Genomic DNA, 26,195 nt, shown 5'->3' on the forward strand with positions numbered 1-26,195 from the left:
AAAGAAAACTACTAAAAATAAAAAACAATATGGTTACCAAAAATGATACACAACTGTCAAAATCCTACGCAATTGGGATCGACATTGGTGGTACTTCACTGAAATGTGGTGTTGTGAATGAACTCGGAGAAATTTTATTTTCGTTTATAGTTTCTTTAAAAGAAGCCCGTACCGAAAAAGAGATTATCCGCTTAATGGTCGATGCCATCACACAATGTACCGATCAGTTAAAAGAACCCATTGTGGGTATCGGAATTGGTTTTCCGGGTCTGATTGAAAATGATGTGATCATAGGCGGCGGTGTAAACTTACCCGGTTTTGAACAATTGCCCTTAGGAAAAATTCTAAAGGATCTAACCGGACATCATGTTGTAATTGATAATGATGCCAACTTAATGGGGCTTGCCGAATTAATTTATGGAGCAGCCAAAGACAGTACCGATGCCGTTTTCCTAACGATTGGTACCGGAATAGGAGGTGCCATTATGATTAATAAAGGCTTGTATAGCGGTTTCAAAAATCGCGGTGGCGAACTGGGCCATACCGTAATTCAGCAAAATGGTATTGCGTGTAATTGCGGTGGACGAGGCTGCCTGGAAACCTACGCTTCCGTAACCGCTTTAATCAAGTACTATCAATCTCAAAATCCTGTCGCAGATGAAAATATTGACGGCAAAACCATCATCGATAAATACCTTGCCGGAGAAAATCATGCGATAAAAACCATGGAGCATCATTTTGATTACCTGGCTGCCGGAATTGTTAATTTTGTCAACATCTTTAGTCCGCAAAAAGTAATCATTGGAGGTGGTATCAGCGAAGCAGGTCAGTTTTATATTGACGAATTAACCCACAGAGTCAAAACCTTTGCTATTCCCATTGCTTTTGCGCATACCAGCATCGTAGCGGCAGATTTAGGCAACAAAGCAGGATTACTGGGAGCCTGTGCCAATGCTTTTCAAAAGTTTAAAGATTTGAAATACAGCACTACCTAAAAGAATATACTCGCGAAGGCGCAAAGTCGCAAAGATCTTGGTAGATTGTGTGAATGGATTGCCTTTCTACAAACTGCAAAAAACTTTCCGCCTTTGCGTCTCTGCGAGCAAATCCACACCAACAACGCATCACTCTTATCCATTTAATCTGTGGCAAAAAACTTTGCGGCTTTACGTCTCTGCGAGCAAATCCACATCAACAACGCATCACTTTAATCCATTTAATCTGTGGCAAAAAACTCTGCAGCTTCGCCTCTCTGCTAGCAAATATTTTTAAGAATCACCTCACTAATTGCCTATTATTACAGGTTTTAACTAAAATTAATAGCATTTTGAACAAATTCAAAACCCCAATTGAAGCCCGATGATTAACTTCGTTTTTGCATTTAAGAATTTAAAAGGCAAAACATAATCTATTAAAATCAGGCCGATATGATATTTCAAAAAGTCATAGGATTTATTTGTTTGTTGGGAATACTGGCTATTCCTTTTTCCGGCAATGCCCAAACCACTGCACGCCCCAATATCCTGATCATCATGACCGATCAGCAAACTGCCGATGCGATGAGTATTGCAGGAAACAAAGACCTCCATACCCCAGCAATGGACAAACTCGCTCAAAACGGAGTCCGTTTTACCAAAGCCTATTGTGCTCAGCCTTTATGTTCCCCTTCACGTACGGCCATCATGAGCGGGAAAATGCCTTTTGAAACCGGTTTTGTGGGTAACGCTCCTGAAAAAGACGGTCAATGGCCGGACGACTTACTAATGATGGGGAAAATTTTCCAAAACGGAGGATATAAAACCGGTTACGTAGGCAAATGGCACCTTCCAGTTCCCACTACCAAAAAAAGCCAACATGGTTTTGAATACATCGAAAACACCAATTTTCAGGATTACAATGATGCTGCGACACCTTCCTTTTGTGCGCGCTTCATTAAAGAAAACAAAAATACTCCTTTTCTTTTGGTTGCCTCTTTTTTAAATCCGCATGACATTTGTGAATGGGCCCGAGATGAAGATTTAAAAATGGATGTATTAGAAAAAGCACCACCGGCCGAACAGTGTCCGCAATTGCCTACCAACTGGAAAATCCCCGACTATGAACCTAAAATTGTCCGCGAGCAGCAAAAAGTAAGTTTCAGAACCTACCCCACTGTAAACTGGACCGCAAATCAATGGCGTCAATACCGCTGGGCCTACAATCGTTTAGTTGAAAAAGTAGACGGCTACATCGAAATGGTACTTGCCTCTCTGAAAAAATACAACATCGAAAAAAACACGATTATCATTTTTACGGCCGATCATGGTGACGGTTATGCAGGACATAGTTGGAATCAAAAACAAATACTTTATGAAGAATCTGCTAAAATACCTTTCATCATTTCAAAAATAGGCGAATGGAAACCTCGCACCGACGATCTTCTGGTTTGTAATGGTACTGACATTATTCCAACAATTTGTGGCTTCACCGGAGTACCCAAACCAGCCTATTTGAAAGGAATTGACATCAGTAAAAATATAGCCAATCCAACCGAAATCCTGCGGGATACTCTGGTTATCGAAACCGATTTTGCCGATAACGAAGAACTTTTAAACATTAGCGGACGCGCTGTAATTTCTAAAGATTTTAAGTACATCGTTTACAATAAAGGCAATTTAAAAGAACAGCTTTTCAATCTGACCACAGATCCGGGAGAAATCACCAATCTGGCAGTAAACAAGACCTACAAAAAAGAACTAATCGCCCTGCGCCGCTATTTAAAAGAATGGTGCAAAAAAAACGGAGACCCTTTTCAATCCGGGTTATAAATCAATCAACAATATGATGTTGCAACGAAAAATATGTATCGTATTGCTGTGTGTACTAACACTTCAACTCTATAGCCAACGGCCGGCGGTAATTCAGATGACAGCTGAAAAACTACATGGCAGATTACGAGAATGGCCTTATCCCGCAAGTGGAGTAACCATCAATACAAATGCACCGGCTTTGTTATGGCCGGGAACAAATGGCGAAAAAAAAATTGTGCTGTCGGGAGATATTGGAGATGATTTTGCAATCGATCCAAAAATTCACGATGTAGTTTATAAAGTGATGCTCGCTTCTGATCCTGATTTTAAACAAAACCTAATCACCGGCGAAGAGCAGGAATGGGCCATATATCCACTACATCAGCCTTTGAAATCCGGAATGTGGTATTGGAAGTACGGCTATCGTCAGAAAAACACACCAAATTGGGTTTGGTCACCTGCCTATAACTTTATTGTTAATGCAACAGCCGCAAACAATCCGATTTCACCAGCAGCGAGTACGGTATTACAGCGTGTAAGTGGCCAGCATCCGAGACTTTGGAATATGAACAAAACAGGTAACGAATTTTACCTGAAAAACCTATCTAATCCTGAAGCTAAAAAATTAATAGCCTACGCCGAAAAATTAATGCTCGAGCCACTTCCTGAAGAAAAACCGAGACGTTACATTGATACTACCGGCAAATCTGAACTTCAGAAAAAAATCAACATTGAAGCCATGTACCACGGTTTTGGAGATATGGTGGGTAATCCTGTACGCAATCTCTGTATTGCTTATCAGTTGACCAAAGACAAAAGATTCATTTTGGATGCCAAACGTCGAGCCATAAACCTCGCCAACATGAATCCTGACGGTTTAGCAACTCGTGATGATTTTACAGGAGGTGCCTTATTAGAAGCCATTGGATGGTTTTACGATGCCGGATTTGAATTTCTGAGTCCGGATGAAAAAACATTCTTAAAATCTGTTATCAAATTAAGAGGCGAACGAATTTACCGTCATCTTCCCAATCGCTTTGAAATCAATATCAACGACAATCACATTTGGCAAATTACGTTACGAAATCTGGCAATAGGCGCGGTCGCAACAGTCGATGAACTGCCTGAAGCCAATAAATGGCTGACTTATATTTATGAAGTCTGGTCGGCCCGATTCCCTATTTTAAGCAATACCGATGGCGGATGGCATGAAGGCAGTGGCTATTTTAAAGTCAATTTCAGGTCCTTTCTTTATCTGTCGCAATTATTAGGAGATTTGAGTGGTATCGATTATTTTCAACAACTCTGGATGCAAAACCTTCCCTATTTTCTGCTTTACACGCATCCATCAGCAGCATCCTGCATGGCCATGGGCGATATGTGGGAAAAGGAGCCTAATATCGCTAAAATAGACGCCTGGTTTGCCGATGCGCTTACGTATCGAATAAACAATCCTTTTTTGAATACTTATGTAGCAACCATTAAAAAAGATTATCCAAACTATTTTACAGGAACAGATGACTTATTGCTTTACCGCTTATTAAATTACAAATCGGAGCAAAATCTGCCGGAATCGTCATTTCATGAACTTCCTAAATCACGTTGGTTTCAAGACGTTGGGATGACTGCCATGCACGAAAATTTATCAGATTCCTCTAAAAATTTAAGCAGTTATTTTTTTAGCTGTCCTATGGGTTCTTCCGGACATGGTCATGCTTCACAAAATGCTTTTACGATTAACTACAAAGGCAAAACCATATTTGGAGGTACTGGCTATTACAGTAATTTTAGTGATCGTCATAACCTTTTAGACTATCGCAGTTCTAGAGCCTATTCAACCATCCTGGCCGACAGTCTCGGACAGAAAATTGGCGAAGACGGCTATGGCTGGACACCACGCTTCATTACGGGAAAACATCTTCAATATGTGCTTGGTGATGCGACAAAAGCTTACGGTCCTGTCACCAATGAATTTTGGCTGGATCGTTTTCAAAAAATTAATGTCGTACCCAATGAAGCAAATGGATATGGACAGAGAAATATTACACTTTATCGTCGACATTATCTGCAATTAGAAGAAGGTTATGTGGTGATCTACGACGAACTGGAAGCTGAAAAACCTGTAAAATGGACTAGCCAATTTCAGGTACCTTATTATACCATCGAATCACAAAAAACTGTCAACAATAAACAACAGAATTTTACCGTAAAAACAGATGTAGGCTTAGTCAATACCAGTGTTTTCGCTCATAATAACCTTAAAATGCAGGTACACAATCAATTTGCCGAAACAGCCGTAAACTGGAACAAAGTAACCGGGGCAGACGGAAAAGTTTTCGAATACAAAAATCAGTGGCATGCCGGAATAACTTCTGTATCCAGTAAAAAAATGCGTTTTCTGACCCTCATACAAATCGATGGTAAAGCTAAAGACACCATAAAATCCGCCGTATTAAAAAATGGAATTCTTCAGCTTAATTTTGGCAACTGGCAGCTGTCTGCACAATTAAATAGTGATGAAGCTCCGATGCTGGACATTAAAAATGAAAAATTAAATTCGGCCTTTAATTACGGTACTTCTTCCCTTAAACTAGGAAAGAAAACCTATCAGCACCAAACCAGCGGAAGCTCAATGCTTGTTGAAATAACCAATAACCAACCAACCCGACAAGAAGTAATCGACGAGTTACCAGATGTCGCAAAATATGATTTTAAAAAATAAGTAATGATTGTTATGATAAAAAAAATAAGCTTCTCCATCTTACTGATTCTAGGCGGCAAAGTATTTGCACAACAACCTGCCGAAATTAAGCTCACCACCGAAAAATTACATTCAAGAGTACGTGAATGGCCTTATCCTATAAACGGAATTACGGTACCTACCAATGCTCCTGCCCTGCTTTGGCCGGGAACCAATGGAAAAAAAATGGTAACCCCAATGGAAAGCGGAAGTGATATTCCGGAAGATCCAAACATTGGCAATATACGCTACAAAGTGATGCTCGCAAGCGATAAAAACTTCACCAAAAACCCGTTCACCAGTGCCGAACAACGTTGGGCAGTTTACCCCTTGCATCAGGCCTTAAAAGCCGGAAAATGGTATTGGAAATACGGTTACGCCTTAAAAGGCAGCAATCAATGGACCTGGTCGCCTGTTTATGATTTTGTGATTGATGCCAAATATGCTGCGCAAAAGGTAGCTCCTCCCATTAATGAAGTCCTTAAAAGAAACGAAGGTGCACATCCTCTTTTATGGGATATGAACCGCATAGGCGAGGCCTTTTACCGCAACAATCTGGACAATCCCGAAGCTAAAAAATTTATTGCTTTCGCAGAAAAACTAATGCTGGCTCCTCTTCCAACAGAAAAACCGCAGAGAGTAATTGATACCACAGGCAAAAATCCGTTAGAGAAAAAAATTATTATAGAAAGAATGTATCACGGATTTGGAGATGCTGTTGGAAACCCTGTTCGAAATTTATGCATCGCCTATCAGCTCACCAAAGACAAACGTTTTATTTTGGATGCCAAACGCAGAGCTTTAAACCTTGCCAACATGAATCCTGACGGCCTGGCAACAGGAGATGATTTTACAAGTGGTGCCGTACTGGAAGCCCTGGGCTGGTTCTACGATAGCGGTTATGATTTTTTAACGCCGCAGGAAAAAGAAACCTTAAAAAACATCATCACGATCAGAGCCAAAAGAGTTTACGACCATTTGCCCAATCGTTTTGAGCTGCACGTAAGCGACAATCACGTTTGGCAAATCACCTTACGCAACCTTGCCATCGCAACCGTAGCCGTAATTAATGATGTTCCGGAAGCCAAAGAATGGCTCACCTATATGTACGAAGTCTGGTCGGCACGTTTTCCGGTCTTGGGCACTACTGATGGCGGCTGGCATGAAGGAAACGGCTATTTCAGAGTCAACTTTAAATCCATTATTTACCTGTCTCAAATGTTTGGTGATTTTAGCGGGGTCGATTATTTTAAATTACCGTGGATGCAAAATCTTCCGTACTACATGCTGTACACCCATCCAAACGGTGCGGCAAGTACTGCCATTGGTGACATGTGGGAAAATATTCCATACATCGTAAAAGGCGAAGCCTGGTTTGCCGATGCTTTAACCTACCGCATGAATGATCCTTATCTGAACTGGTATGTTGCTGAAATTAAAAGAGACTATCCTTCCTATTATCATGGCACCGATGATTTTTTATTCTTTAGATTATTAAACTACAAACCCAATAGAAACTTACCTGCAACCTCGCCCGAAAAACTCCCTAAAACTCGAAAATTTGCCGATGTAGGCGTTGTAGCCATGCACGAAGATCTGACCAAAGCCAATACAACCCTGAGCAGTTATTTGTTCAGCAGTCCGTTTGGTTCTTCGGGACATGGTCACGCTTCGCAAAATGCCTTTACGATTAATTATAAAGGAAAAGTCCTCTTTGGCGGAACAGGATATTACAGCAATTTCAGCGACAAACACAATCTTTTAGATTACAGATCTTCTAAAGCATACAACACCATTTTAGCCGACAGTCTGAACCAAAAAATTGGAGAAGAAGGTTACGGATGGATTCCGAGAGCGATTTCCGGACAACGCATCCAATACGCTTTAGGAGATGCCAGCAATGCTTATGGAGACATAAAAAGTGATTTCTGGCTGAACAGATTCAAACAAATTAACGTAGTACCCAATAAAACAAACGGTTACGGAGAATCGGGTGTGACCTTGTACCGCAGACATATGCTGCAGCTTGAAGGCGGGTATATTGTTTTATACGACGAACTGGAAGCTAAAACCCCGGTAAAATGGACTACTCAGTTTCATTGTCCGTACTATGTCATCGAAGGACAAAATTCGGCGAATGCCAAACAGCAAAACTTCACGGTACAAACAGATTTAGGAAATATAAACGCCAGTGTTTTTGCTAGTAGTTCGCTAAAAATGGCTGTACACCATCAATTTTACGAAGCCGCTGTCAACTGGAATAAAGTAACCAACGACGAAGGTCAGATCAAAGAATTTAAGGACCAATGGCATGCCGGAATCACTTCTGAACCCAGACAAAAATTCAGATATTTAACCATCATACAAATAAAAGACGGCAAAACGGAAGTAATCAAAACAGGATCAGACAACGGTGGTTTATCACATTTTCAGGTGGGTGACTGGGACATACAGGTACAATTAGACGGCGAAAAACCGGCTGCTTTACAAGTTACCGGAAAAAGGATAAAATCATTATTCAACTATGGAAGTTTACCCATTACATTTGAAGGTAAAACATTTTCTCCTAAAATTGCAGGAAGTTCTGTATTGCTTGAAATGAACGGTACTGAGCTAAACAAACAGGAAGCTGTTGACGAATTACCGGATGTAGCCAAGTACGACAAAAATTAAAAACAAAAGGACGTTTGCTTTTTCTTTAAATTTAGAGTTAAATTACCGATAACCTATTAAACACAAACCAAACCATTAAAATTGAAACTTTCATGAAGAAAACGATTGCCCTAGCTGTGCTTTTCTATCTTATACTATTTGCCGTTAAAAGTCAGGCTCAGGTACAGGATCGATACTTCCGTACGATTTCGGTTGATAAAGGCTTGTCGCAAAGTTCCGTTTTTGCTATTGAACAGGATACTCTGGGTTTTATCTGGATAGGAACTCAGGACGGACTAAATCGTTATGACAGTAAAGGTTTTAAAGTTTATCGCCCCGTAAGGAATGTCAAAAACAGTTTGCAATCGTACTACATCCGAAGCTTGTTTACCGACCATAAAGGGCAATTATGGGTGGGCGGTAATCAGGGAATTAGTGTTTACAATTATAGTACCGACAGCTTCACCAATTACAAGCTTCCGCGAACTATTGGCGAATGGTACATCTCGTCGATTACAGAAGACGCTGCACATAGAATTTGGGCGACCTCGATTACCGGAGAAGTTTTTGTTCTGAACCCTGAAGACCAGAATTTTTCATCCATCCGATTTAATGCTTCTTCGCACGAAATCAAAAAAATTGCCTACATCGGCGTTTGGCAAAAACAAATAATTCTGGGAACAGATGTTGGTCTGTTTAAACTAAATCCCAACTCACATCAGCTTACAAAAATTAATATAGGCCCCAAAAAGCCGTATATCAATGCGGTTTATATCGATGGTAAAAAGCTGTGGGTGGCCACCGAAGGAGCAGGTCTAATTTGCTACAATGAAGAAAATGGTCAGACCTCTTCTCTGCTCCACACCGCCGGAACCAAGAGTATTGCAGATAATAACATCAGATGTATTGGAAAAGATACCGAAGGAAATATCTGGCTCGGCACTTTTAAAGGACTCACCATTTTTAATCCTAAAACCAACTCTTTCAGTAATTATTACCATCAAATAGCACAGCCTTACACCATCAGTCAAAACTCTGTTCGCTGTTTCTTTAAAGACAAGCAAAACGGAATCTGGCTGGGAACGTATTACGGAGGCATAAATTACTATCATAAAAACGATATTAAATTCAATTTGTTAAGCCAAAACTCCGGAAAACCTTCTTTGAATGATGAGGTAATTGGCGCAATCAAACAAGATTCAAAAGGCAACTTCTGGATTGGAAGCAATGACAAAGGCTTGAATTACTGGAACAAAAATGCCAATACCATCAGCTATTTTTCGAACAGTGAGAACAACGCCAACAGCTTAAGTTCGAACAATATCAAAGCCATCGAATTTGATGCTAACGGGAATGTATTAATTGGTACCCACAATGGTGGATTAAATGTACTCAACCCGAATACAGGTTTTGCACAGCGTTTTCGCCATGACGAAAACAATCCCAACTCAATTGCAGGCGATTTGGTTTACAGCTTATTGAAAGACTCCAAAGGCCGTATCTGGGTAGGTACACGATCAGGATTGGACCAGTTTCATCCGGAAACCAAATCGTTTACGCACCTTCATTTAGACAAAGCCGGAAAACGTCTGGCATCAGATGATATTACTTTTCTTTTTGAGGACAGCAAACACCGAATCTGGATTGGAACGACTAATGGAGTCACGCTTTTTTATCCGGACACTAATCTGTTTGCCACTATCGGTCGAGGCAAATTAAGCGATGATATCATAAATTGCATAACCGAAGATCCAAAACACCGAATCTGGATTGGTACCCGTGAAGGATTACGGTTGTACGATGAAACTCAGGAGTCCTTCAAAAATAGTAAAGCCCGAAAAGATTTTGTTAAAGAAAACATTTACGGTATCCTTCCGGACGATGAAGGAAATTTATGGATTTCGACCAACGGTGGCTTAATCAAATTTAATCCCGACAAAGGTTCTGTACAGGCTTTTGACGAAAGTGATGGTCTGCAGAACAAACAATTTAACGATTATGCCTTTTGCAAAGCCAAAGATGGTATGCTGCTTTTCGGCGGAATCAAAGGACTTTCCTATTTCTATCCTACGATTGTAAAACAGCAGCCGCTTCCTTTAAAATTAAGTTTTACAGCTTTAGAAGTACTAAACAAAACGGTTGCTGCCGGAGATGATACCGACATACTCGAAGGACATATTGACCAAACCGGCGAATTAGAAATTGGACCTGAATACAAACAGTTCAGCATCTTCTTTAATACGTTTAATTATATTTCTTCCAATCGGACTTATTACTATTACAAACTGGAAGGAATCGACAAAGACTGGCAGCGAACAGATGAGCTTAAAGTAAGTTACAGCAACTTATCTGCAGGAAACTACAACTTCCAGATCAAAGCCGTTGGACCAAACGGAGAAATGAGTGCTGTTCGAAACTTAAAAGTTATTATACTTCCGCCCTGGTATAAAACCATCTGGTTTTCATTGTTATTACTTGCCATCATTGGTACCGCAGCCTATATTGGTTTTAAAATTATAAAAGAAAGAATAAAAGCCGTTCAGCAATTAAAATTGGAACGCATCGATAAAGAACGCGTAAACTATATCAATCAGGTTAAAATGGATTTCTTTACCAATGTTTCTCACGAACTAAGAACTCCTTTAACCCTGATCTTAGCACCTCTGGAAGAACTTTTAAAAATGCCGTTTACCGATAAAGTTTCCAAAAAGAAACATGAATTAATGTTTATCAATGCCAAAAGGCTCTATAATTTGGTCGATCAGCTTTTTGAGTTTCGTAAAACCGAAATGGGCACGCGACAATTAAAAGTAGGCAAAGGCGATATTGTAAGTTTCACGCAGGAGATTTTTGAGTCTTTTAAACCGCTTTCAGAGAAAAACAGCATTCACTATACCTATCATTCTGAAGAGCCACAATTGTCATTTTATTTTGACAAAGATGCTATGGAAAAAATCCTCTTCAATCTTTTATCCAATGCTTTTAAATATACTAAAACCGGGCAAAGTATTGCTGTCACACTAGTACAGAAAAAAGATACGGTACAAATAAAAGTCGCTGACACGGGAGTCGGAATTAGTACGGAAGATTTATCAAAAGTTTTCGACCGTTTCTATCAGGTAAACAATCGCGAAATGAATTTGGGTTCCGGTGTTGGTTTGGCCTTTACCAAACGTCTGGTCGAATTGCATCATGGTGACATTACTGCCGAAAGTAAAATGCAGGAAGGAAGCAGTTTTACTGTTACCATTCCAATTTCAGATGCTGTTTATAATAACGATCAGCATGTGGAAGAATCTGCTTATGACCTTGCAATCCTATCCGACAACGACCTTGAAAATGAAGATGCTTTACTGCCGGAAGAAAACGAAATCATCGAAAAAAATCAACCTGTTAAGCTTTTGATCGTCGACGACAACAAAGAGATTTTAGATTATCTACAGGATTATTTCAGTAAAATATACGAGGTCACCGTAGCTCATAACGGACAAATGGCATTGGAACTTCTGGAAATCCAGCCTTATGACCTGATCATCAGCGACGTGATGATGCCCGAACTGGATGGTTTACACTTTTGCAAACGCGTCAAACAAAACATTAATACTTCGCACATTCCGTTGATGCTTTTAACGGCAAGAACCGAAACCAGCCAGCAGATAAAAGGGCTCGAAATGGGTGCCGATGATTATATTACCAAACCATTTTCGACACCTTTACTGGCAGCGAAAATCACCAATCTGTTACGCTCCCGAAAAAGACTGAAAGAATATTATGCGGTTGGAAAAGAAATGGTTCCGGAAAATATTGCTTTTAATACACTGGATGAGGAGTTTCTAAAACAGGCCATTCGCATCGTTGAAGATCATTTGGCTAATTCTGAATTTTCAGTAGATCAGTTTAGCAGAGAAATTGGCATGAGCCGATCGAATCTGTATTTAAAACTAAAAGCCATTACCGGAGAATCGGCTATGGATTTTATCAAACGAATCCGATTTAAAAAAGCGGTCGAATTGATGCAGAGCAAACGCTATACGATTGCACAAATCACTTATATGTGCGGCTTCAACTCGCCTTCTTATTTTTCAACAGCCTTTAAACAGCATTATGGCTGTATGCCAAGTGAGTACTTAGCAAAAATTGACGATACAAAAGAATAATTTAAACGACACAAACTACTATAAATGCAAAAAGAAAAAACAATACCTTAAAAATCCTGATGCTATTGCATTAGAAATCCTTTAAGCCACCCCGAATTTCAATTTTAGAAATCAGAATCTCGTTCAGATGAAACTTTCATTTTAGAACGGGAACGCCAAAACTATGTCTTAACGGAACTGTTTTATTGAAAAAAAACAATCCCAAATCAACGTTTAAAAATTAAATCCCCTTTATGAAAATAATGAAACTCCTCTTACTACTGATTCTAGTTTCACCGATTACTACAATTGCGCAAACAAAAGCAACAGTAACCGTTCACAATAATTCGATCATAGACCGCAAAGAAACGGTTGTAGCCATACCCTGGAAATCGGTACTTTCCTCCTATCCGCAAATTGACACAGCTAACTTTGTCGTATTGAATACCCTCACCAAAAAACAAATTCCGTTTCAGTTAGAACATCGCGGAAATACTGCCGTTCAAAATCTACTGGTACAAATTGATCTAAAAGCAAAAGCAATTCTGAATCTTTCCATTCAAAAAGGAAAACCGGCACCTTTTGCTGTCAAAACCTATGCACGTTATGTGCCGGAACGTCTGGATGATTTTGCCTGGGAAAATGATAAAATTGCCTTCCGTGCCTATGGAAAGGCTCTTGAAAAAACTGAAGGTGACGCTTACGGTTATGATGTTTGGGTAAAACGAACCGATAAACTCGTCTTAAACGATCGCTACAAACGCAACGATTATCATATCGATCATGGCGACGGATTGGATTATTATCACGTAGGACACACTTTAGGTGCAGGAAATATGACTCCGTACGTAAAAGATACCATTCGATATTCCGGTAATTACCACCAATGGAAAATTTTAGACAATGGACCTCTCCGTACCACTTTTCAACTGACATATGACCTCTGGAATGCCGGTGGAATACCCGTTAAAGCCACAAAAATCATTTCTATAGATGCCGGTTCACAGCTCAACCGAATGGAGAATATTTACACGTTTGATGATAAAAATCCACTGCCAGTAGTTGTTGGAATTATTAGAAGGGAAAAAGCCGGAGTTCTTTCTTTAAACGAACAACAAGGTATTATGGGGTATTGGGAACCTACTTTTGATAAAGAAGGCACTACCGGAGTTGGTTCCATATTAACAACTCCGGCAAATGCCATGTGGGTAAACAAAGAACAATTACTCACCAAAACCACTGTCAGAAATAATGAACCTCTTGTTTATTATACTGGTGCAGCCTGGGACAAAGCCGGAAAAATTACTTCGGCCAGACAATGGTTCAATTACCTCGATCATTTTAATGAAGAGCTTAAAAACCCTTTAACAATCAGTGTAAAATAGCAGTAAAACGAAGTCATAATTCATAGCGTGCATCTTTTATAGCCACAGATTCGAATGATTTTATGGATTAACTCCTCTAATCGGCGAACCTGTTGCAGAAACTTTCAAAATATTAAATCTCTTTAATCGGTGAAATCTGTGACAGATATTTTAAAGTGATGAATGTGCTAAAAATAAAGGCCTTCAACGAAATAAAAACAAATTAAAATTACTAACAACCCAAAACAAACAAAAAATGCCAATTAACTTATTTGATTTAACGGGAATTACCTGAATCATTTTAATGAAGAGCTTAAAACCCCTTTAACGATCAGTGTAAAATAGCAGTAAAACGAAATCATAATTCATAGCGTGCATTTTTTATAGCCACAGATTCGAATGATTTTATGGATTAACTCCTCTAATCGGCGAACCTGTTGCAGAAACTTTCAAAATATTAAATCCCTTTAATCGGTGTAATCTGTGGCAGATATTTTAAAGTGATGAATGTGTTAAAAATAAATGCCGCCAATGAAATAAAAACAAATTAAAATTACTAATAACCAAAAACAAACAAAAATGTCAATTAACTTATTTGATTTAACGGGAAAAACAGCACTCATTACAGGAGGCGTTCATGGTTTAGGAATGGCAATGGCCAAAGGACTGGGACACGCAGGAGCAAAAATTGTAGTAAACGATCATTCCTCACAACAAGCAGTTGATGATGCAATTGCTGAATACAAATCAGTAGGAATTGAGGCTTTCGGATACCTGTTTGATGTAACAGACGAAGCTGCCGTAATTACAGCCATCAGCAAAATAGAGGCCGAAGTGGGACCGATCGATATTTTAATCAACAATGCCGGAATTATCAAAAGAACCCCAATCATAGAAATGGAAGTTGCAGACTTTGAAGCGGTAGTAAAAGTAGATCTGACCGGTCCTTTTATTGTTTCAAAAAATGTGGCAAAAGGTATGATCACACGCGGAGGAGGAAAAATCATCAACATGTGTTCAATGATGAGCGAACTGGGAAGAGACTCTGTAAGCGCTTACGCTTCTGCAAAAGGCGGACTTAAAATGCTGACCAAAAATATGGCCACCGAGTGGGCTAAATTTAATATTCAGACCAACGGAATTGGACCGGGCTATTTCGCCACTAGCCAAACAGCACCTATCAGAGTAAACGGACATCCATTTAATGAATTTATTATGGGAAGAACTCCCGCAGGTCGTTGGGGAGATCCGGACGATTTACAGGGAGCCGCCATCTTTTTGAGCTCAAAAGCAAGTGATTTTGTAAACGGACATATCGTGTATGTTGACGGCGGAATATTGGCAACAATAGGAAAACCTTCAAACGAAGACTAATACTTTCCTTTTGGATACTATCTTAAAAGGTCAAAACTAAACTAAAATGATAAAAAGTAACATTGATAAAGCAACGGGCTTCGAAAAGCGATTTGAAAACATCGATACAGTTGTTTTTGAAAATTCAACCGAAGCCTCTAAAGCAGTCGCTCAGCAAATTGCGGCACTTATTCAATCCAAACAAAAAAACAACAAATCTTGTGTATTAGGCTTGGCAACCGGCTCTTCACCAAAAGGGTTGTATACCGAACTGGTTCGTTTGCACAAAGAAGAAGGCTTAAGTTTCAAAAACGTAATTACTTTCAACCTCGACGAATACTATCCGATGGAACCGGATTCTGTTAACAGTTATGTTCGATTTATGAAAGAACTGTTATTGAACCAGATAGACATCTTACCCGAAAACTACCACATTCCCAACGGAAAACTATCCAAGGAAGAAATTGCTGATTACTGTCACGAGTATGAAGCTAAAATTGAAGCTTTGGGCGGAATCGATTTGCAAATTCTCGGAATCGGCGGAAACGGTCATATTGGATTTAACGAATCGGGATCGCTACAAAACTCAAAAACGCGTTTAGTGGCTTTAGATCACATTACCAGAGTAGCAGCCAGCGGGGACTTTTCCGGTCTTAGCAACACGCCAAGAACCGCCATTACACTTGGAGTAAAAAAAATAATGGAAGCCAAGCAGGTCATTCTAATGGCCTGGGGAGAAGGAAAATCCAATATCATTAAAAAATCGGTTGAAGGAGAAGTGACCAATCAAATTCCCGCTTCGTTTTTACAGGAACACAACCAGGTTGTTTTTGTACTGGACAAAGAAGCATCCTCAAAACTAACGCGTATCAACAGACCCTGGCTGGTTGAAAAAATCATCTGGACCGATAAACTGATTCGAAAAGCGGTTTTAGGACTGGCGCTCGAATTAAAGAAACCAATTTTGATGCTTACCGATGCCGACTATATTGAAAACGGGATGAGCGATTTACTGGCCGATTCAGGTCCGGCATACGACATTAACATCAGGATTTTCAACAAACTTCAGAATACTATCACGGGTTGGCCCGGAGGTAAACCAAATGCTGACGATACAAATCGCCCGGAAAGAGCAGAACCAGTGCGAAAAAAAGTATTGCTTTTTAGTCCGCATCCAGACGATGATATTATCAGTATGGGCGGAACTTTTATGCGCTTACAGGAACAGGGACACGAGGTACACGTGGCCTATCAAACCTCCGGAAATATTGCCGTTGCCGATGATGAAGCCTTGAGATTTGCCAAATTTGTCTGTGATTACAATGGCAAATTTAAAATACAAAGTATCGAAGCTGAAACCATCTGCAAAAAAGCGGAACACTTTTTAAAAAACAAAAAAGCCAGTGAAATTGATATTCCGGAAGTTCGCTATTTAAAAGGATTGATCCGAAAAGGAGAAGCACGTGCCACCAGTCAATTTGTAGGTTTACCGGAAGAACAGATTCATTTTATGGAACTTCCTTTTTACGAAACCGGAGCGATTGAAAAAAAGCCTTTGGGCAGTGAGGATATCCAACTGACTATGGATTTAATTGAAAAAATCAAACCGCATCAAATCTATGCAGCAGGAGATTTAGCCGATCCGCACGGAACGCACAAAGTATGTCTGGATGCGATCTTTGAAGCTGTAAAAACACTAAAGCCAAAACCTTTTATGAACGATTGCTGGGTGTGGCTCTACCGAGGTGCCTGGCAGGAATGGGGAATCGATGAGGTTGAAATGGCCGTACCAATGAGTCCCGATCAGGTATTGGCAAAACGCCACGGAATTTTCAAACATCAGTCGCAAAAAGACGGTGTTGTTTTTCAGGGTACCGATGCCAGAGAATTTTGGCAAAGAGCCGAAGACCGAAACAGCGAAACAGCCCAATTGTACAATCAGTTAGGTTTGTCACGTTACGCCGCAATGGAAGCCTTCGTACGCTGGGAATTTTAGCTTACTAATTCAAATCATACCTTTATTTTGTTCAAAAATGGATCGATTATAAAATCGTCCATTTAAAAAGAAGCCTTCTCAAATTATTTTTTTGGGGAGGTTTTTTTGTTTTTCAGAAATACGGATCCTTTTAATAGATTCCATTCCTACGGAATTCAATTGTTGTGCTATTGATTTATTTTTGGATGGATTAAAATCCATCCCTACAATATTGGTCGAGCCAATGGCTCTCGCCCTAAAGTTCCGGAGGAACGAACGATATTGTAACAACGGATTTTAATCCGTTGAATAAAATGATAGCACAACAATTGAATTCCGTAGGAATGGTACATATTAAAAATAATTGGTAACTTTTCAGACAATTTCGAGTCAAACCTATTAAAAACCAATGACAACAGACATTATAGAATTAAATGATTTTATTGTTTTAATCGAACAATCGAATACCTCTAAGACTTTCATACAGCAATGTGAAATCGACGGAGATGCTGTTGGCTTTGCCTTTTATGGCTCCGGAAATGTTGAACTGGAAATCAAACACAACAATCAGACTAAATATCTGACCAATACAACCGGACTCGCCATTTGTTTTTTTGGCAATCAAAAGGTCGAGTTCTCTCATAAAATAGAACCAGATAAACCGCTACAGTCCATTAGCATCTTCACCAAACCAAAACATTTACATTCTCTGCCTCAGGCCGAGAAAGAAATTTTTGAAAATTACCTTCCTGAATTATTAAATCCGCAGGAACATTTTGTGCAAGGACCTTCCTTTTATATGACTTTAGAGATGCAGGTCGCGGTTCAAAAGATTTTCAATACCACCTACACCGGCAATACGAGATTACTGTTTTTAAGAAGTCAGGTCAACGAACTTTTGGCTCACTTCTATGCGTTGCTCGCAACAGGTACCAAAATTGATCTTTCGGAAATTGATAAAAACAAACTTTTCAAAGCAAAAGAAATTGTAACCAACAGCTATTCAAAACCGCCATCAATCACACAATTATCGCAAATGGTAGGCTTGAACAGTAACAAACTAAAAAAGAATTTTAAAGAACTTTTTGGCATTCCTGTTTTCAAATTCGTTCAGGAAGAAAGACTGCACAAGGCTTATGAATTGTTGCGTGACAACGAAAAAACAGTTCAGGAATCGGCCTGGGAGGTGGGTTATGACAGTCTGAGTTCGTTTTCGAATGCCTTTCATAAAAAATTTGGTATGCGTCCAAATGAAGTTCGGCAGCAATTCTTTTCAAACAAATCATAGTTCTTTTACGACAAATGAATCCGTTTTAATCTAAACACCTTTGTATCAGTAATCATTTAAAAATACTGATATGAAAAACACAAAAATTTTAGTTCTGGGTTCCAATGGAAAAACAGGACGCAGAGTAGCCGAAAGATTAGAACAAATTGAAGGTATTGCAGTTCGTTTGGGTTCCCGAAATGAAAAACTACCTTTCGATTGGGAAAAACAGGAAACCTGGCCCACTGTTCTACAGGGAATCGATACAGTTTATATTACTTTTCAACCCGACCTGGCCATTCCTTCAGCGGTAAAAACGATTCAGAATTTTACTGGTCTTGCCACAAAATTGGGAGTACAGAAAATGGTTTTACTTTCGGGAAGAGGCGAAAAAGAAGCACAGCTTTGCGAGGAAGTTGTAAAAAGTACCGCTAAAAACTGGACCATTATTCGTGCCAGCTGGTTCAATCAGAACTTTAGCGAAAGCTTCTTTTTAGATCCGATATTAGCCGGAATAGTGGCCTTACCAAGAGCAGAAGCACTGGAACCTTTTACCGATGCCGATGATATTGCCGATGTGGTTACTGCCGCTCTTTTAGAAGACAAACACAACGGACAAACTTATGAATTAACCGGTCCAAGGTTATTGACGTTCCAACAAGCCGTAAATGAAATTGCCGAAGCCAGTGGTCGAAATATTACCTTTAAGGGACTATCGTTAGAAGAATACAATCAGCTTTTGCAGGAATATCACGTTCCGGAAGATCATATTTGGCTCATCAACTATCTTTTTGAACAAGTTCTAGACGGTCGAAATTCCAGTATCACCTCAGATATAGAAAACATTTTGGGCAGAAAAGCAAAGGATTTTTCCGCCTACGCGAAAGAGACTGCCAAGACTGCAATCTGGAACTCCTAAAACTAACACCGATTGTATATTCAATATAGTCCAATTGCATTGTACTATTTTCATATTACATCGGCATTATATCGGAAAACATTGGACTAAAATATAAGTAAAATTGATATAAGATTATGAAATATAGCAGAGGAATATTTTCAGGATTTATAGTTTGGTTGTGCGTTAGTTTTTCTTTTTATCTTTTAGGGAATACTCCCCTTCTGAAAGATTCTTTTCTAATACAAGCCGCAATCGTTATGGTGCTTATCGTTTTTTATGCTATCGTTGGCGCAAAATTCTATTATCAGAAAAAATACAACATCAGTGGTTTTGCTCTTGGCGTATTAATGTCAGGAACAGCATTGTTTTTGGACGTTTTGATAACCGTTCCTTTTGTTGAAATTCCCGAAGGAAGAAGTTATGAGAGCTTTTTCACCAGCCCAATTTTATGGACACTGGCTTTTATAAACGCTTTTTCGGTTTACTGGTATTGGCACAGAAAAATAAAAATCTCCTAATCAACAATTTTCATAAAAAGATAAAAAAAGAAAGCTTGTCGTTAACAGACAAGCTTCCTTTTGATTTGAAATCTAAAAAATTAAACTTCTACCATTTCCGGAACCGGAGTAGGAGCAACTGTATCTTTTGATTTCACCAGTTTATTGACTCTCCAAATCAAAAATATGGTCGAAAGTGTAATTACCGCAATTACATATCCTAAAATATCGTAGTTTTCGAGAGGTGATGTCTTTGTTTTCTGATGAACAATAAACCCGGCACAAACCGCGGCAATTCCACCTGCAATTTGCTGCAAAGAAGAAGAGATCGACATATAAGCACCACGATCTTCCAATCCGGGAATAGCTGTGTTTAATGTTGTGGCAGGGATCATTCGACTCATAATGCCCATAAACATAATCATAGTAAGCACTACGATTTGCCAAAGAGGTACCGGACCAAGATTGGTGTAAATGATAATCATAATAACCGAAAGTATAGATCCGGCCGCAAACAGTTTGAACTTACTGACTTTATCACTCAACTTACCCACCAAAGGCATGATGAAAAGTACCGAAAGTCCGGTAAAGAAAAAGACCATTGGCAATTCGAGCTGACTGATGTGAATATTGTTGACTAAAAAGGCACTTCCAAAGGGCTGTAACATAAAACCTCCAACCGAAAGAAAAGCAATAGACATAAAACCAACCTGATAGTGTTTGTTACTCAGGGTATGCCACAGATGTAAAAAAGGACTTTTGTCTGACTGCACTTCTAAATGTTTGGTGATCGGTTTCATCTGAGTGATAATGGCAATAAGTATCAATACCGCCAGAACTGCAATCATAATAAAAGCCGAATGCCATCCCCAGTGATTGGCAAAATACAAGCCTACCGGAATTCCTAAAATCTGACTGGAAGCAAATGCCATTTGAATAAATCCCATCACACGTCCGCGTTGATGAATCACGAACAAATCCGTTACAATCGCCAGGGAAACAGATCCTATTACCCCTCCAAAAAGTCCGGTTACAATCCTTGCCAATAGCAGCATTACATAACTGGTTGAAAGTGCGCAGAAAACGGTACCAATAATAAATCCGATATAAAAGAAAATTAAAAGTTTCTTTCGGTCAAACTTATCTGCAAAACCTGCAGCGAGTAATCCTGAAGCTCCAGCACTAAAGGCGTAGGCAGAAACGGTAAAACCAAAATTTGCCGGTGTCATGTTCAGGGTTTTCATTAAAATATCTCCTAAGGGAGAAATAACCATAAAATCGAGTATCACGGTGAACTGCAAAAGCGCTAATATCGCAATAATGATTTTTTGATGTGTCGAGAAAGCCGGGCTTTCTGTAGTGTTTTTTTTCATTCTTTATAAAATGTATTAGTTTAGTCTAACTCTTGACATTCATGGCCAAAGGATGTGACCATATCAATAATAGTTTCAGGATGTAATGTTTCTGAAACAACTCTGAGAACGCAATCAACATCTTCGCAGTCAATGCTCCATTGCTGAATATCTGAATGAGTGTCAAGTTTTTGACGGATGGGACAATTAGGGTCTTTGTCACCAATGTTTGTTTTAAAAATATGAATTGTACTTAAATTTGTTTCCATAATTTTTCATGGTTTTAGTCCTTTTACAGTGGCCTGAAAGGCTTCTTTCATAATTTCCTTAGTAAGTGTAAAGGGTTTTCCTCCCATACTCTTACCTTCAGTATGTAAGTTCAATAAAGTGTACAAAGGCCCGTAGGCAACACTCCAAAAAGCCTCAAATGTCATAGGAATCAACTCGTTATTGCGCAAGCCGTTTTCTATAAACGTTTTCATAATCCTTCTAAAATCTGCAAACTCCTGAATAGAATCCAGAATGATCTCTGAATGAGGGGAATGTTTGACAATTTCAAAAAATGCAACTTCCTTGGGATATTTCATGGTAAAGTTGGCGCGGTTTTCCCACTGTTTCCATAAACCTTCCTCAAATGACATTTCGGGCGAAAAGTTCTTCACGGTGCTGGTAAAAAACTTCAGCGCGATAATGGCACCTATTTTTTGAATCAAATCATCTTTGTCTTTGTAATAGATGTAAAGCGTGCCAACAGAAATAGAACAGGCCTTCGCCAGCTTGTTCATACTAAAACCCTGAAATCCTTCCTGAACAATCTGATCAATTGCCATTTCGATTACTAATTTTTCTTTGTCGACATCTCTTGCTCTCATACTGATTATTTTAGCACAAATATAGTATAATAAATGAATGAACATTCTTTTATTTAAAATTATTTTTGTGAACTGAAAAAATAATGACCTCACAAACAAAATTATACGGATTTCTACAGGACAAAACAATAACATTTTACCTCCCAGAAGCTTTAGTCTGTTCAAGTTTACCAGTCCTACTCTACGGTACTATTGGAATTTATTATGAAAAATGCAGAAAGTTCAATTTATCAAATGTACTTTGTTTGTTTTAGCTTAAATTGGTTGACCAATAGGGCCCAGTACATTTACATCTGCAAACACAGAGGTCATTATCTTTTAAATGCAAATAACACTTATTCTGTTATTTCCACTAAACTAATAAATACACTAAAAAATGAAACAAGCCATTATCAATACCACTGTACACACTGGTGACGAAATTATTACCAACGGAGTAATCATCATTGAAAACGGAATCATCCTTTCTGTTCAAAAAGAAACTCCAAATGATATCGAAACGATTGATTTAAAAGGAAAACATATTGCTGCCGGATTTATTGATATTCAAATCAACGGAGGCGAAAAATTGTATTTCAGTCAAACCCCTACCGAGGAAACCATTCAGGACATTTATGATACAAGCCTTCAATACGGTACGACTCATATACTTCCGTGTTTGATTTCTTCTTCAAGAGAAACTATCATAAACGGAATTGAAGCGGTGCGAAGTTACATGAAAAAGCACTCCAACGGTGTAATAGGAATGCATCTGGAGGGCCCTTTTCTGAATCCGTTAAAACGTGGCGCACATCCTATTGATCAGGTTCGTAAACCCACTAATGAGGAACTTGAAGAAATTATCCGATTAGGAAAAGATGTTATTAAAGTAATCACCATTGCCCCGGAATGCTTTACTGAGCAACAACTCAACATGTTGATTGAAAGCGGCATTGTAATTTCGATCGGACATTCAACCGTAACACACAAAGAAGCACAGGTTTATTTCTCAAAAGGCATTAAACTTGTCACTCATTTATTCAATGCAATGACACAATTCGGACATCGTGAACCTGGTTTAGTTGGTGCCACTTTAGAAAATGAAAATGTATATGCCCCAGTTATTTTAGACGGTGCACATTGTGATTATGCTGCTGCGAAATTAGCCTACAGATTAAAACAGGATAAGTTCTTTTTGATTAGTGATGCTACTTTCCTGGGGCGAAAAATTGCCAGTTTTAAATGGAATAATTTCGATGCGTACCTTGAAGACGGCTTTTACCGAAATAGCGAAGGCAGTCTGGCCGGAGCAACAATCTCGATGCTGGAAGCCGTTCAGAATGCTTACAATCATCTGGGAGTTTCAGCAGACGAAGCCATTCAAATGGCCACTTCGCGCGTAGCTGCTGCAATAGGTCTGGAAAATCAAATTGGAAAAATAAAGCCGGGGTTTCCTGCAAGTTTTGTTCAGTTCAATGATAATTTATCTGAAATAAAAACCTTAAATTTTTCGAAAACACCGTTATTTATTTCATAGAATAAGGAAAGAAAAATAGATTTTACAGTAATTTTTTGACTTTCCTTAAACTCGATTTCTTTTGGAGTATAGTAGCGTTTTTAACTTACATTAGTAGGAAACAATCCGGAAAAAATAAACCAGAATAATCAATCATTCCCTAAACAGCACCAATTGTTACCCTCCTGAAACTAAATGTGAATAAGTTTTTTAACTTTGCCCAAAATTGCCCCAAAAACAAAACTTAAAAATTTATTTAAACAACAACAATTTTTTATATAAACCCAAATTTAACCTACTAATCCTATGAGAAAACCCATTTCTTATTTTTTGTCTTTTGTCTTTTTCGCAGGCATATTATTCGGATGCAGCGATGATGATTCAAAAGGTGACAGCTACAAAGCCAATTATTTGCCCGCTATTGATGCGTCGACTTTACCCCAAGAAAACCGACCAATGACCATGTTTGAAGACACAGAAAGTTCTTCAAAAATGTATGACAACAAAGACCGCTGGTTTCGTGTTAATCAGCCCATGCAAATTATTCAAAAAGGCAAAGATTCTGTACAAATTTCTCTTTATTCTCCAGTTGGACTTAAAGACGTAAAAGTGTATGCAAAATTACCTAACTATGACAAGCGATTTTTGCTTTTTGAATTTACATCAGTGCCTGCTTTTCACCGTTCGGCACATCAAATTCCATTAGTAAACGGAACTCACGACTATCAACTTGAAAGTGGCAAGGCTGTTACTATTGATAAAATTGATGGCTTCTCTTCGGGAGCAATCGAATTTTCGGTAGAATCAACTGATCCTTTATTTGCGATGTTCAAAAGAATCAAATCAAATCGACTCGTACAATTCAGCACCCAATATCACCTTAATAATCCTGCTGATGATCCTAATAAATTTTTACCAATGAATCCTGTTTTGGCTAAAGAAGCAATCACTATGATTATTAACTATTCCTATGCTATAAGTCATCCTTTGTATTATGATACTTTTATGAATTTTGACCGTTATAAAAAAGAACAGGCAACAGCAGCCGGAGCAGGTATAAACGGTGCTTTAAACTGGCACGGAAATGCTGAAGACAAAGATGGTGTTTACGATTATCTTACCAAAGCTCAAATTGAACAAGCCTATAACACTTATATCGATAGCCGGACTCTGAATATGGCGATGGTAGGAGGTGGTTCCGCCTGGGGAGGGGGAGCTTTGGCCTCACAATGGGAATCTGGTTATGTGACCGGACATTGGGTTGGCGATATGTCTGTTTGGACCCACGAATACTCTCACCACTCCGGCTACAGTCACAGTAGTAACTTATGCAACAGTGGCGAAGGCGGTGGTCAACAGGGAATGTTTACTGATTTCTATAAATACCTCATCTCTTTGAATGATCTTCCTTTTACAGATCCTGATATATTAAAAGGATATACAAAAACAAGCTATCTAAGTCAATCTTATAAAAAGCCTGTTTTCAAAATTGATCCTAAAAACCCATTTTTAGTAAAATATAAAGGAGAAGGAAAATGGAAATAACCTACAAAACTATCATGAACAAAATATCTTTTTTATTCATCCTACTCTGTCTTTTTACAGCTTGTAGCGATGATTCTTCAAACGGCAGTGAACCAACAAAATACGATTATTACTTTCCTACGGAAGAAGCTTCCATCACAGCAGCTCAAATTGGTGCAGGAACAGGAACTTTAGATCCTAAAGGAATTACGGTTGCCAACAATAAACTATACGTTTGTAATGGCGATGTACTGGAAGTTTTTGATGCTGTTTCGATGGCTTATATCAAAACAATCTCGGCTTATACTAAAGGAGCCACTACAATTCCGTTTACCAAACTTACTTCAGTTTGTGTAGATAGCGGACGTCTTTATATCGGAAGTGTCGATTCCAGACTATTTGTACTGGATGAGATTACAAATGCCGGAATCAATACAGTTGGAAACGGTCAGTGGTGGAATACTTTTGTGCACGTTTTTGGTGTTGTGGTTAAAGATGGTTTAATCTTCGTAAAAGAAAAAGAAACCTCAATTAAAGTTTTTCAAACTACCCAAATTACCGATAGCAGTGATTGGAATTTAAAGCCAATTGCCAAATTAAATACTTTAGACGGTTGGGATGAGGTATATGCTATGGATATAGATGCAGGCAATTTAGTAGTAGCCGGAAGAGATGCTAAAAGTTATTTGTATTACAACATTGAGTCTATTAAAACTAATGCTGCTGCCTCTTTAACTGAACCCATAAAACCAGTAACAGCAGTTTTTGCTGCCGCGGAGCCTATGGCCATAAGTTTTTCTAAAGACTGGGCTATTACATCCGAAAATATAGGGAACAACAACTACTTGCGTCTGTATCCAAAAGGAGAATTCAAGGATCGAATCTATACTCCAAGAGTAAATGCTCTTGATATTATGGGACAAAATCCATTTGGAAGTATTGTTGGTGTAGCACAATTGAACGATCGTTTGTATCTATCTGATAATACCAACAAGAAAATCAGAGTTATAAAGCTTAATAAAGCAACAATTACAGAACAGCAATAATCATTCTCGCTTTTAAAATAGTGAAACCTCTAAACTTAAAAACTTTAGAGGTTTTTTATTGAAACAAAGTATAGTAGTCAGAATCGCTTCTCCCATTCTCCATAATACAGATAAGTCAATTTTATCACAACTATCCAGCGCGATCTTCGCGTAAACCTTTGCACACCTGGCGGTTAAAAAACAGCACAAGAATCATACGACTTCAGATTCTTTCCTTTATAAATCCCAATTC

17 protein-coding genes are annotated in these 26,195 nt (G+C 38.8%); 14 read left to right on the forward strand and 3 right to left on the reverse strand.

The features are described 5' to 3' along the window. Positions 1–29: 29 nt before the first annotated feature. From B0A80_RS03120 to B0A80_RS03170, 11 genes are all read left to right on the forward strand, one after another. Positions 30–995, forward strand: coding sequence for an ROK family protein (locus B0A80_RS03120; RefSeq protein WP_089076386.1), 966 nt, complete (start codon positions 30–32; stop codon positions 993–995). A 432-nt stretch (positions 996–1,427) separates the two neighbouring features. Then, positions 1,428–2,807 (forward strand): sulfatase family protein, encoded by a 1,380-nt coding sequence (locus B0A80_RS03125; protein WP_089076387.1) that lies wholly within the window; start codon positions 1,428–1,430, stop codon positions 2,805–2,807. Between the two features lie 43 nt (positions 2,808–2,850). Continuing rightward, complete coding sequence (locus tag B0A80_RS03130) at positions 2,851–5,511, forward strand: DUF4962 domain-containing protein (protein ID WP_233430697.1); 2,661 nt, start codon at positions 2,851–2,853, stop codon at positions 5,509–5,511. Positions 5,512–5,514: 3 nt separating this feature from the next. Beyond that, positions 5,515–8,202 (forward strand): DUF4962 domain-containing protein, encoded by a 2,688-nt coding sequence (locus B0A80_RS03135; protein ID WP_233430698.1) that lies wholly within the window; start codon positions 5,515–5,517, stop codon positions 8,200–8,202. A gap of 92 nt (positions 8,203–8,294) precedes the next feature. Then, a complete protein-coding gene (locus B0A80_RS03140) occupies positions 8,295–12,338 on the forward strand; it encodes a hybrid sensor histidine kinase/response regulator transcription factor (RefSeq protein ID WP_089076389.1) in 4,044 nt (1,347 codons plus the stop codon). Between the two features lie 233 nt (positions 12,339–12,571). After that, complete coding sequence (locus tag B0A80_RS03145) at positions 12,572–13,702, forward strand: DUF4861 family protein (protein ID WP_233430699.1); 1,131 nt, start codon at positions 12,572–12,574, stop codon at positions 13,700–13,702. A gap of 558 nt (positions 13,703–14,260) precedes the next feature. Further along, positions 14,261–15,055, forward strand: a complete 795-nt coding sequence (locus tag B0A80_RS03150; RefSeq protein ID WP_089076391.1) for a gluconate 5-dehydrogenase — start codon at positions 14,261–14,263, stop codon at positions 15,053–15,055. A 46-nt stretch (positions 15,056–15,101) separates the two neighbouring features. Next, a complete protein-coding gene (gene nagB / locus B0A80_RS03155) occupies positions 15,102–17,030 on the forward strand; it encodes a glucosamine-6-phosphate deaminase (RefSeq protein WP_089076392.1) in 1,929 nt (642 codons plus the stop codon). A 388-nt stretch (positions 17,031–17,418) separates the two neighbouring features. Continuing rightward, positions 17,419–18,297, forward strand: coding sequence for a helix-turn-helix domain-containing protein (locus tag B0A80_RS03160; protein WP_070907362.1), 879 nt, complete (start codon positions 17,419–17,421; stop codon positions 18,295–18,297). 70 nt (positions 18,298–18,367) lie between these two features. Then, positions 18,368–19,195, forward strand: a complete 828-nt coding sequence (locus B0A80_RS03165; RefSeq protein WP_089076393.1) for an SDR family oxidoreductase — start codon at positions 18,368–18,370, stop codon at positions 19,193–19,195. A 116-nt stretch (positions 19,196–19,311) separates the two neighbouring features. Next, the gene (locus tag B0A80_RS03170) at positions 19,312–19,695 is read left to right on the forward strand and encodes a DUF5367 family protein (RefSeq protein ID WP_124020559.1); all 384 of its coding nucleotides are present in this window, start codon (positions 19,312–19,314) and stop codon (positions 19,693–19,695) included. Positions 19,696–19,775: 80 nt separating this feature from the next. Here the strand turns inward: B0A80_RS03170 and B0A80_RS03175 are convergent, their stop codons facing one another. The 3 genes from B0A80_RS03175 to B0A80_RS03185 are packed head-to-tail and all read right to left on the reverse strand — an operon-like array spanning position 19,776 to position 21,898. Beyond that, positions 19,776–21,047, reverse strand: a complete 1,272-nt coding sequence (locus B0A80_RS03175) for an MFS transporter (RefSeq protein WP_089076395.1) — start codon at positions 21,045–21,047, stop codon at positions 19,776–19,778. A gap of 20 nt (positions 21,048–21,067) precedes the next feature. Beyond that, positions 21,068–21,295, reverse strand: coding sequence for a hypothetical protein (locus B0A80_RS03180; RefSeq protein WP_070907366.1), 228 nt, complete (start codon positions 21,293–21,295; stop codon positions 21,068–21,070). Between the two features lie 6 nt (positions 21,296–21,301). After that, complete coding sequence (locus B0A80_RS03185; RefSeq protein ID WP_017495331.1) at positions 21,302–21,898, reverse strand: TetR/AcrR family transcriptional regulator; 597 nt, start codon at positions 21,896–21,898, stop codon at positions 21,302–21,304. A 376-nt stretch (positions 21,899–22,274) separates the two neighbouring features. On the opposite strand from B0A80_RS03185, the gene nagA reads away from it, so the two are divergent. The 3 genes from nagA (at position 22,275) to B0A80_RS03200 (ending at position 25,963) form a co-directional block, all read left to right on the forward strand. Beyond that, positions 22,275–23,414, forward strand: a complete 1,140-nt coding sequence (gene nagA / locus B0A80_RS03190) for an N-acetylglucosamine-6-phosphate deacetylase (protein ID WP_089076396.1) — start codon at positions 22,275–22,277, stop codon at positions 23,412–23,414. A 285-nt stretch (positions 23,415–23,699) separates the two neighbouring features. Beyond that, complete coding sequence (locus B0A80_RS03195) at positions 23,700–24,938, forward strand: hypothetical protein (RefSeq protein ID WP_089076397.1); 1,239 nt, start codon at positions 23,700–23,702, stop codon at positions 24,936–24,938. Positions 24,939–24,952: 14 nt separating this feature from the next. Then, entirely contained in the window at positions 24,953–25,963 is a 1,011-nt protein-coding gene (locus B0A80_RS03200) for a hypothetical protein (protein WP_233430700.1), read from the forward strand. Positions 25,964–26,195 lie beyond the last annotated feature (232 nt).

The organism is Flavobacterium tructae, from assembly GCF_002217475.1.
In the GTDB taxonomy this organism is placed as follows: Bacteria; Bacteroidota; Bacteroidia; order Flavobacteriales; family Flavobacteriaceae; genus Flavobacterium; species Flavobacterium tructae.

Bases quoted from the DNA above. Each gene is read 5' to 3' on its own strand.
- B0A80_RS03145 (WP_233430699.1), top strand. From the start codon at position 12,572: ATGAAAATAATGAAACTCCTCTTACTACTGATTCTAGTTTCACCGATT.
- B0A80_RS03195 (WP_089076397.1), top strand. From the start codon at position 23,700: ATGAGAAAACCCATTTCTTATTTTTTGTCTTTTGTCTTTTTCGCAGGC.
- B0A80_RS03180 (WP_070907366.1), bottom strand. From the start codon at position 21,295: ATGGAAACAAATTTAAGTACAATTCATATTTTTAAAACAAACATTGGT.
- nagA (WP_089076396.1), top strand. From the start codon at position 22,275: ATGAAACAAGCCATTATCAATACCACTGTACACACTGGTGACGAAATT.
- B0A80_RS03200 (WP_233430700.1), top strand. From the start codon at position 24,953: ATGAACAAAATATCTTTTTTATTCATCCTACTCTGTCTTTTTACAGCT.
- B0A80_RS03140 (WP_089076389.1), top strand. From the start codon at position 8,295: ATGAAGAAAACGATTGCCCTAGCTGTGCTTTTCTATCTTATACTATTT.
- B0A80_RS03165 (WP_089076393.1), top strand. From the start codon at position 18,368: ATGAAAAACACAAAAATTTTAGTTCTGGGTTCCAATGGAAAAACAGGA.
- nagB (WP_089076392.1), top strand. From the start codon at position 15,102: ATGATAAAAAGTAACATTGATAAAGCAACGGGCTTCGAAAAGCGATTT.
- B0A80_RS03150 (WP_089076391.1), top strand. From the start codon at position 14,261: ATGTCAATTAACTTATTTGATTTAACGGGAAAAACAGCACTCATTACA.
- B0A80_RS03120 (WP_089076386.1), top strand. From the start codon at position 30: ATGGTTACCAAAAATGATACACAACTGTCAAAATCCTACGCAATTGGG.
- B0A80_RS03170 (WP_124020559.1), top strand. From the start codon at position 19,312: ATGAAATATAGCAGAGGAATATTTTCAGGATTTATAGTTTGGTTGTGC.
- B0A80_RS03160 (WP_070907362.1), top strand. From the start codon at position 17,419: ATGACAACAGACATTATAGAATTAAATGATTTTATTGTTTTAATCGAA.
- B0A80_RS03135 (WP_233430698.1), top strand. From the start codon at position 5,515: ATGATTGTTATGATAAAAAAAATAAGCTTCTCCATCTTACTGATTCTA.
- B0A80_RS03175 (WP_089076395.1), bottom strand. From the start codon at position 21,047: ATGAAAAAAAACACTACAGAAAGCCCGGCTTTCTCGACACATCAAAAA.
- B0A80_RS03125 (WP_089076387.1), top strand. From the start codon at position 1,428: ATGATATTTCAAAAAGTCATAGGATTTATTTGTTTGTTGGGAATACTG.
- B0A80_RS03185 (WP_017495331.1), bottom strand. From the start codon at position 21,898: ATGAGAGCAAGAGATGTCGACAAAGAAAAATTAGTAATCGAAATGGCA.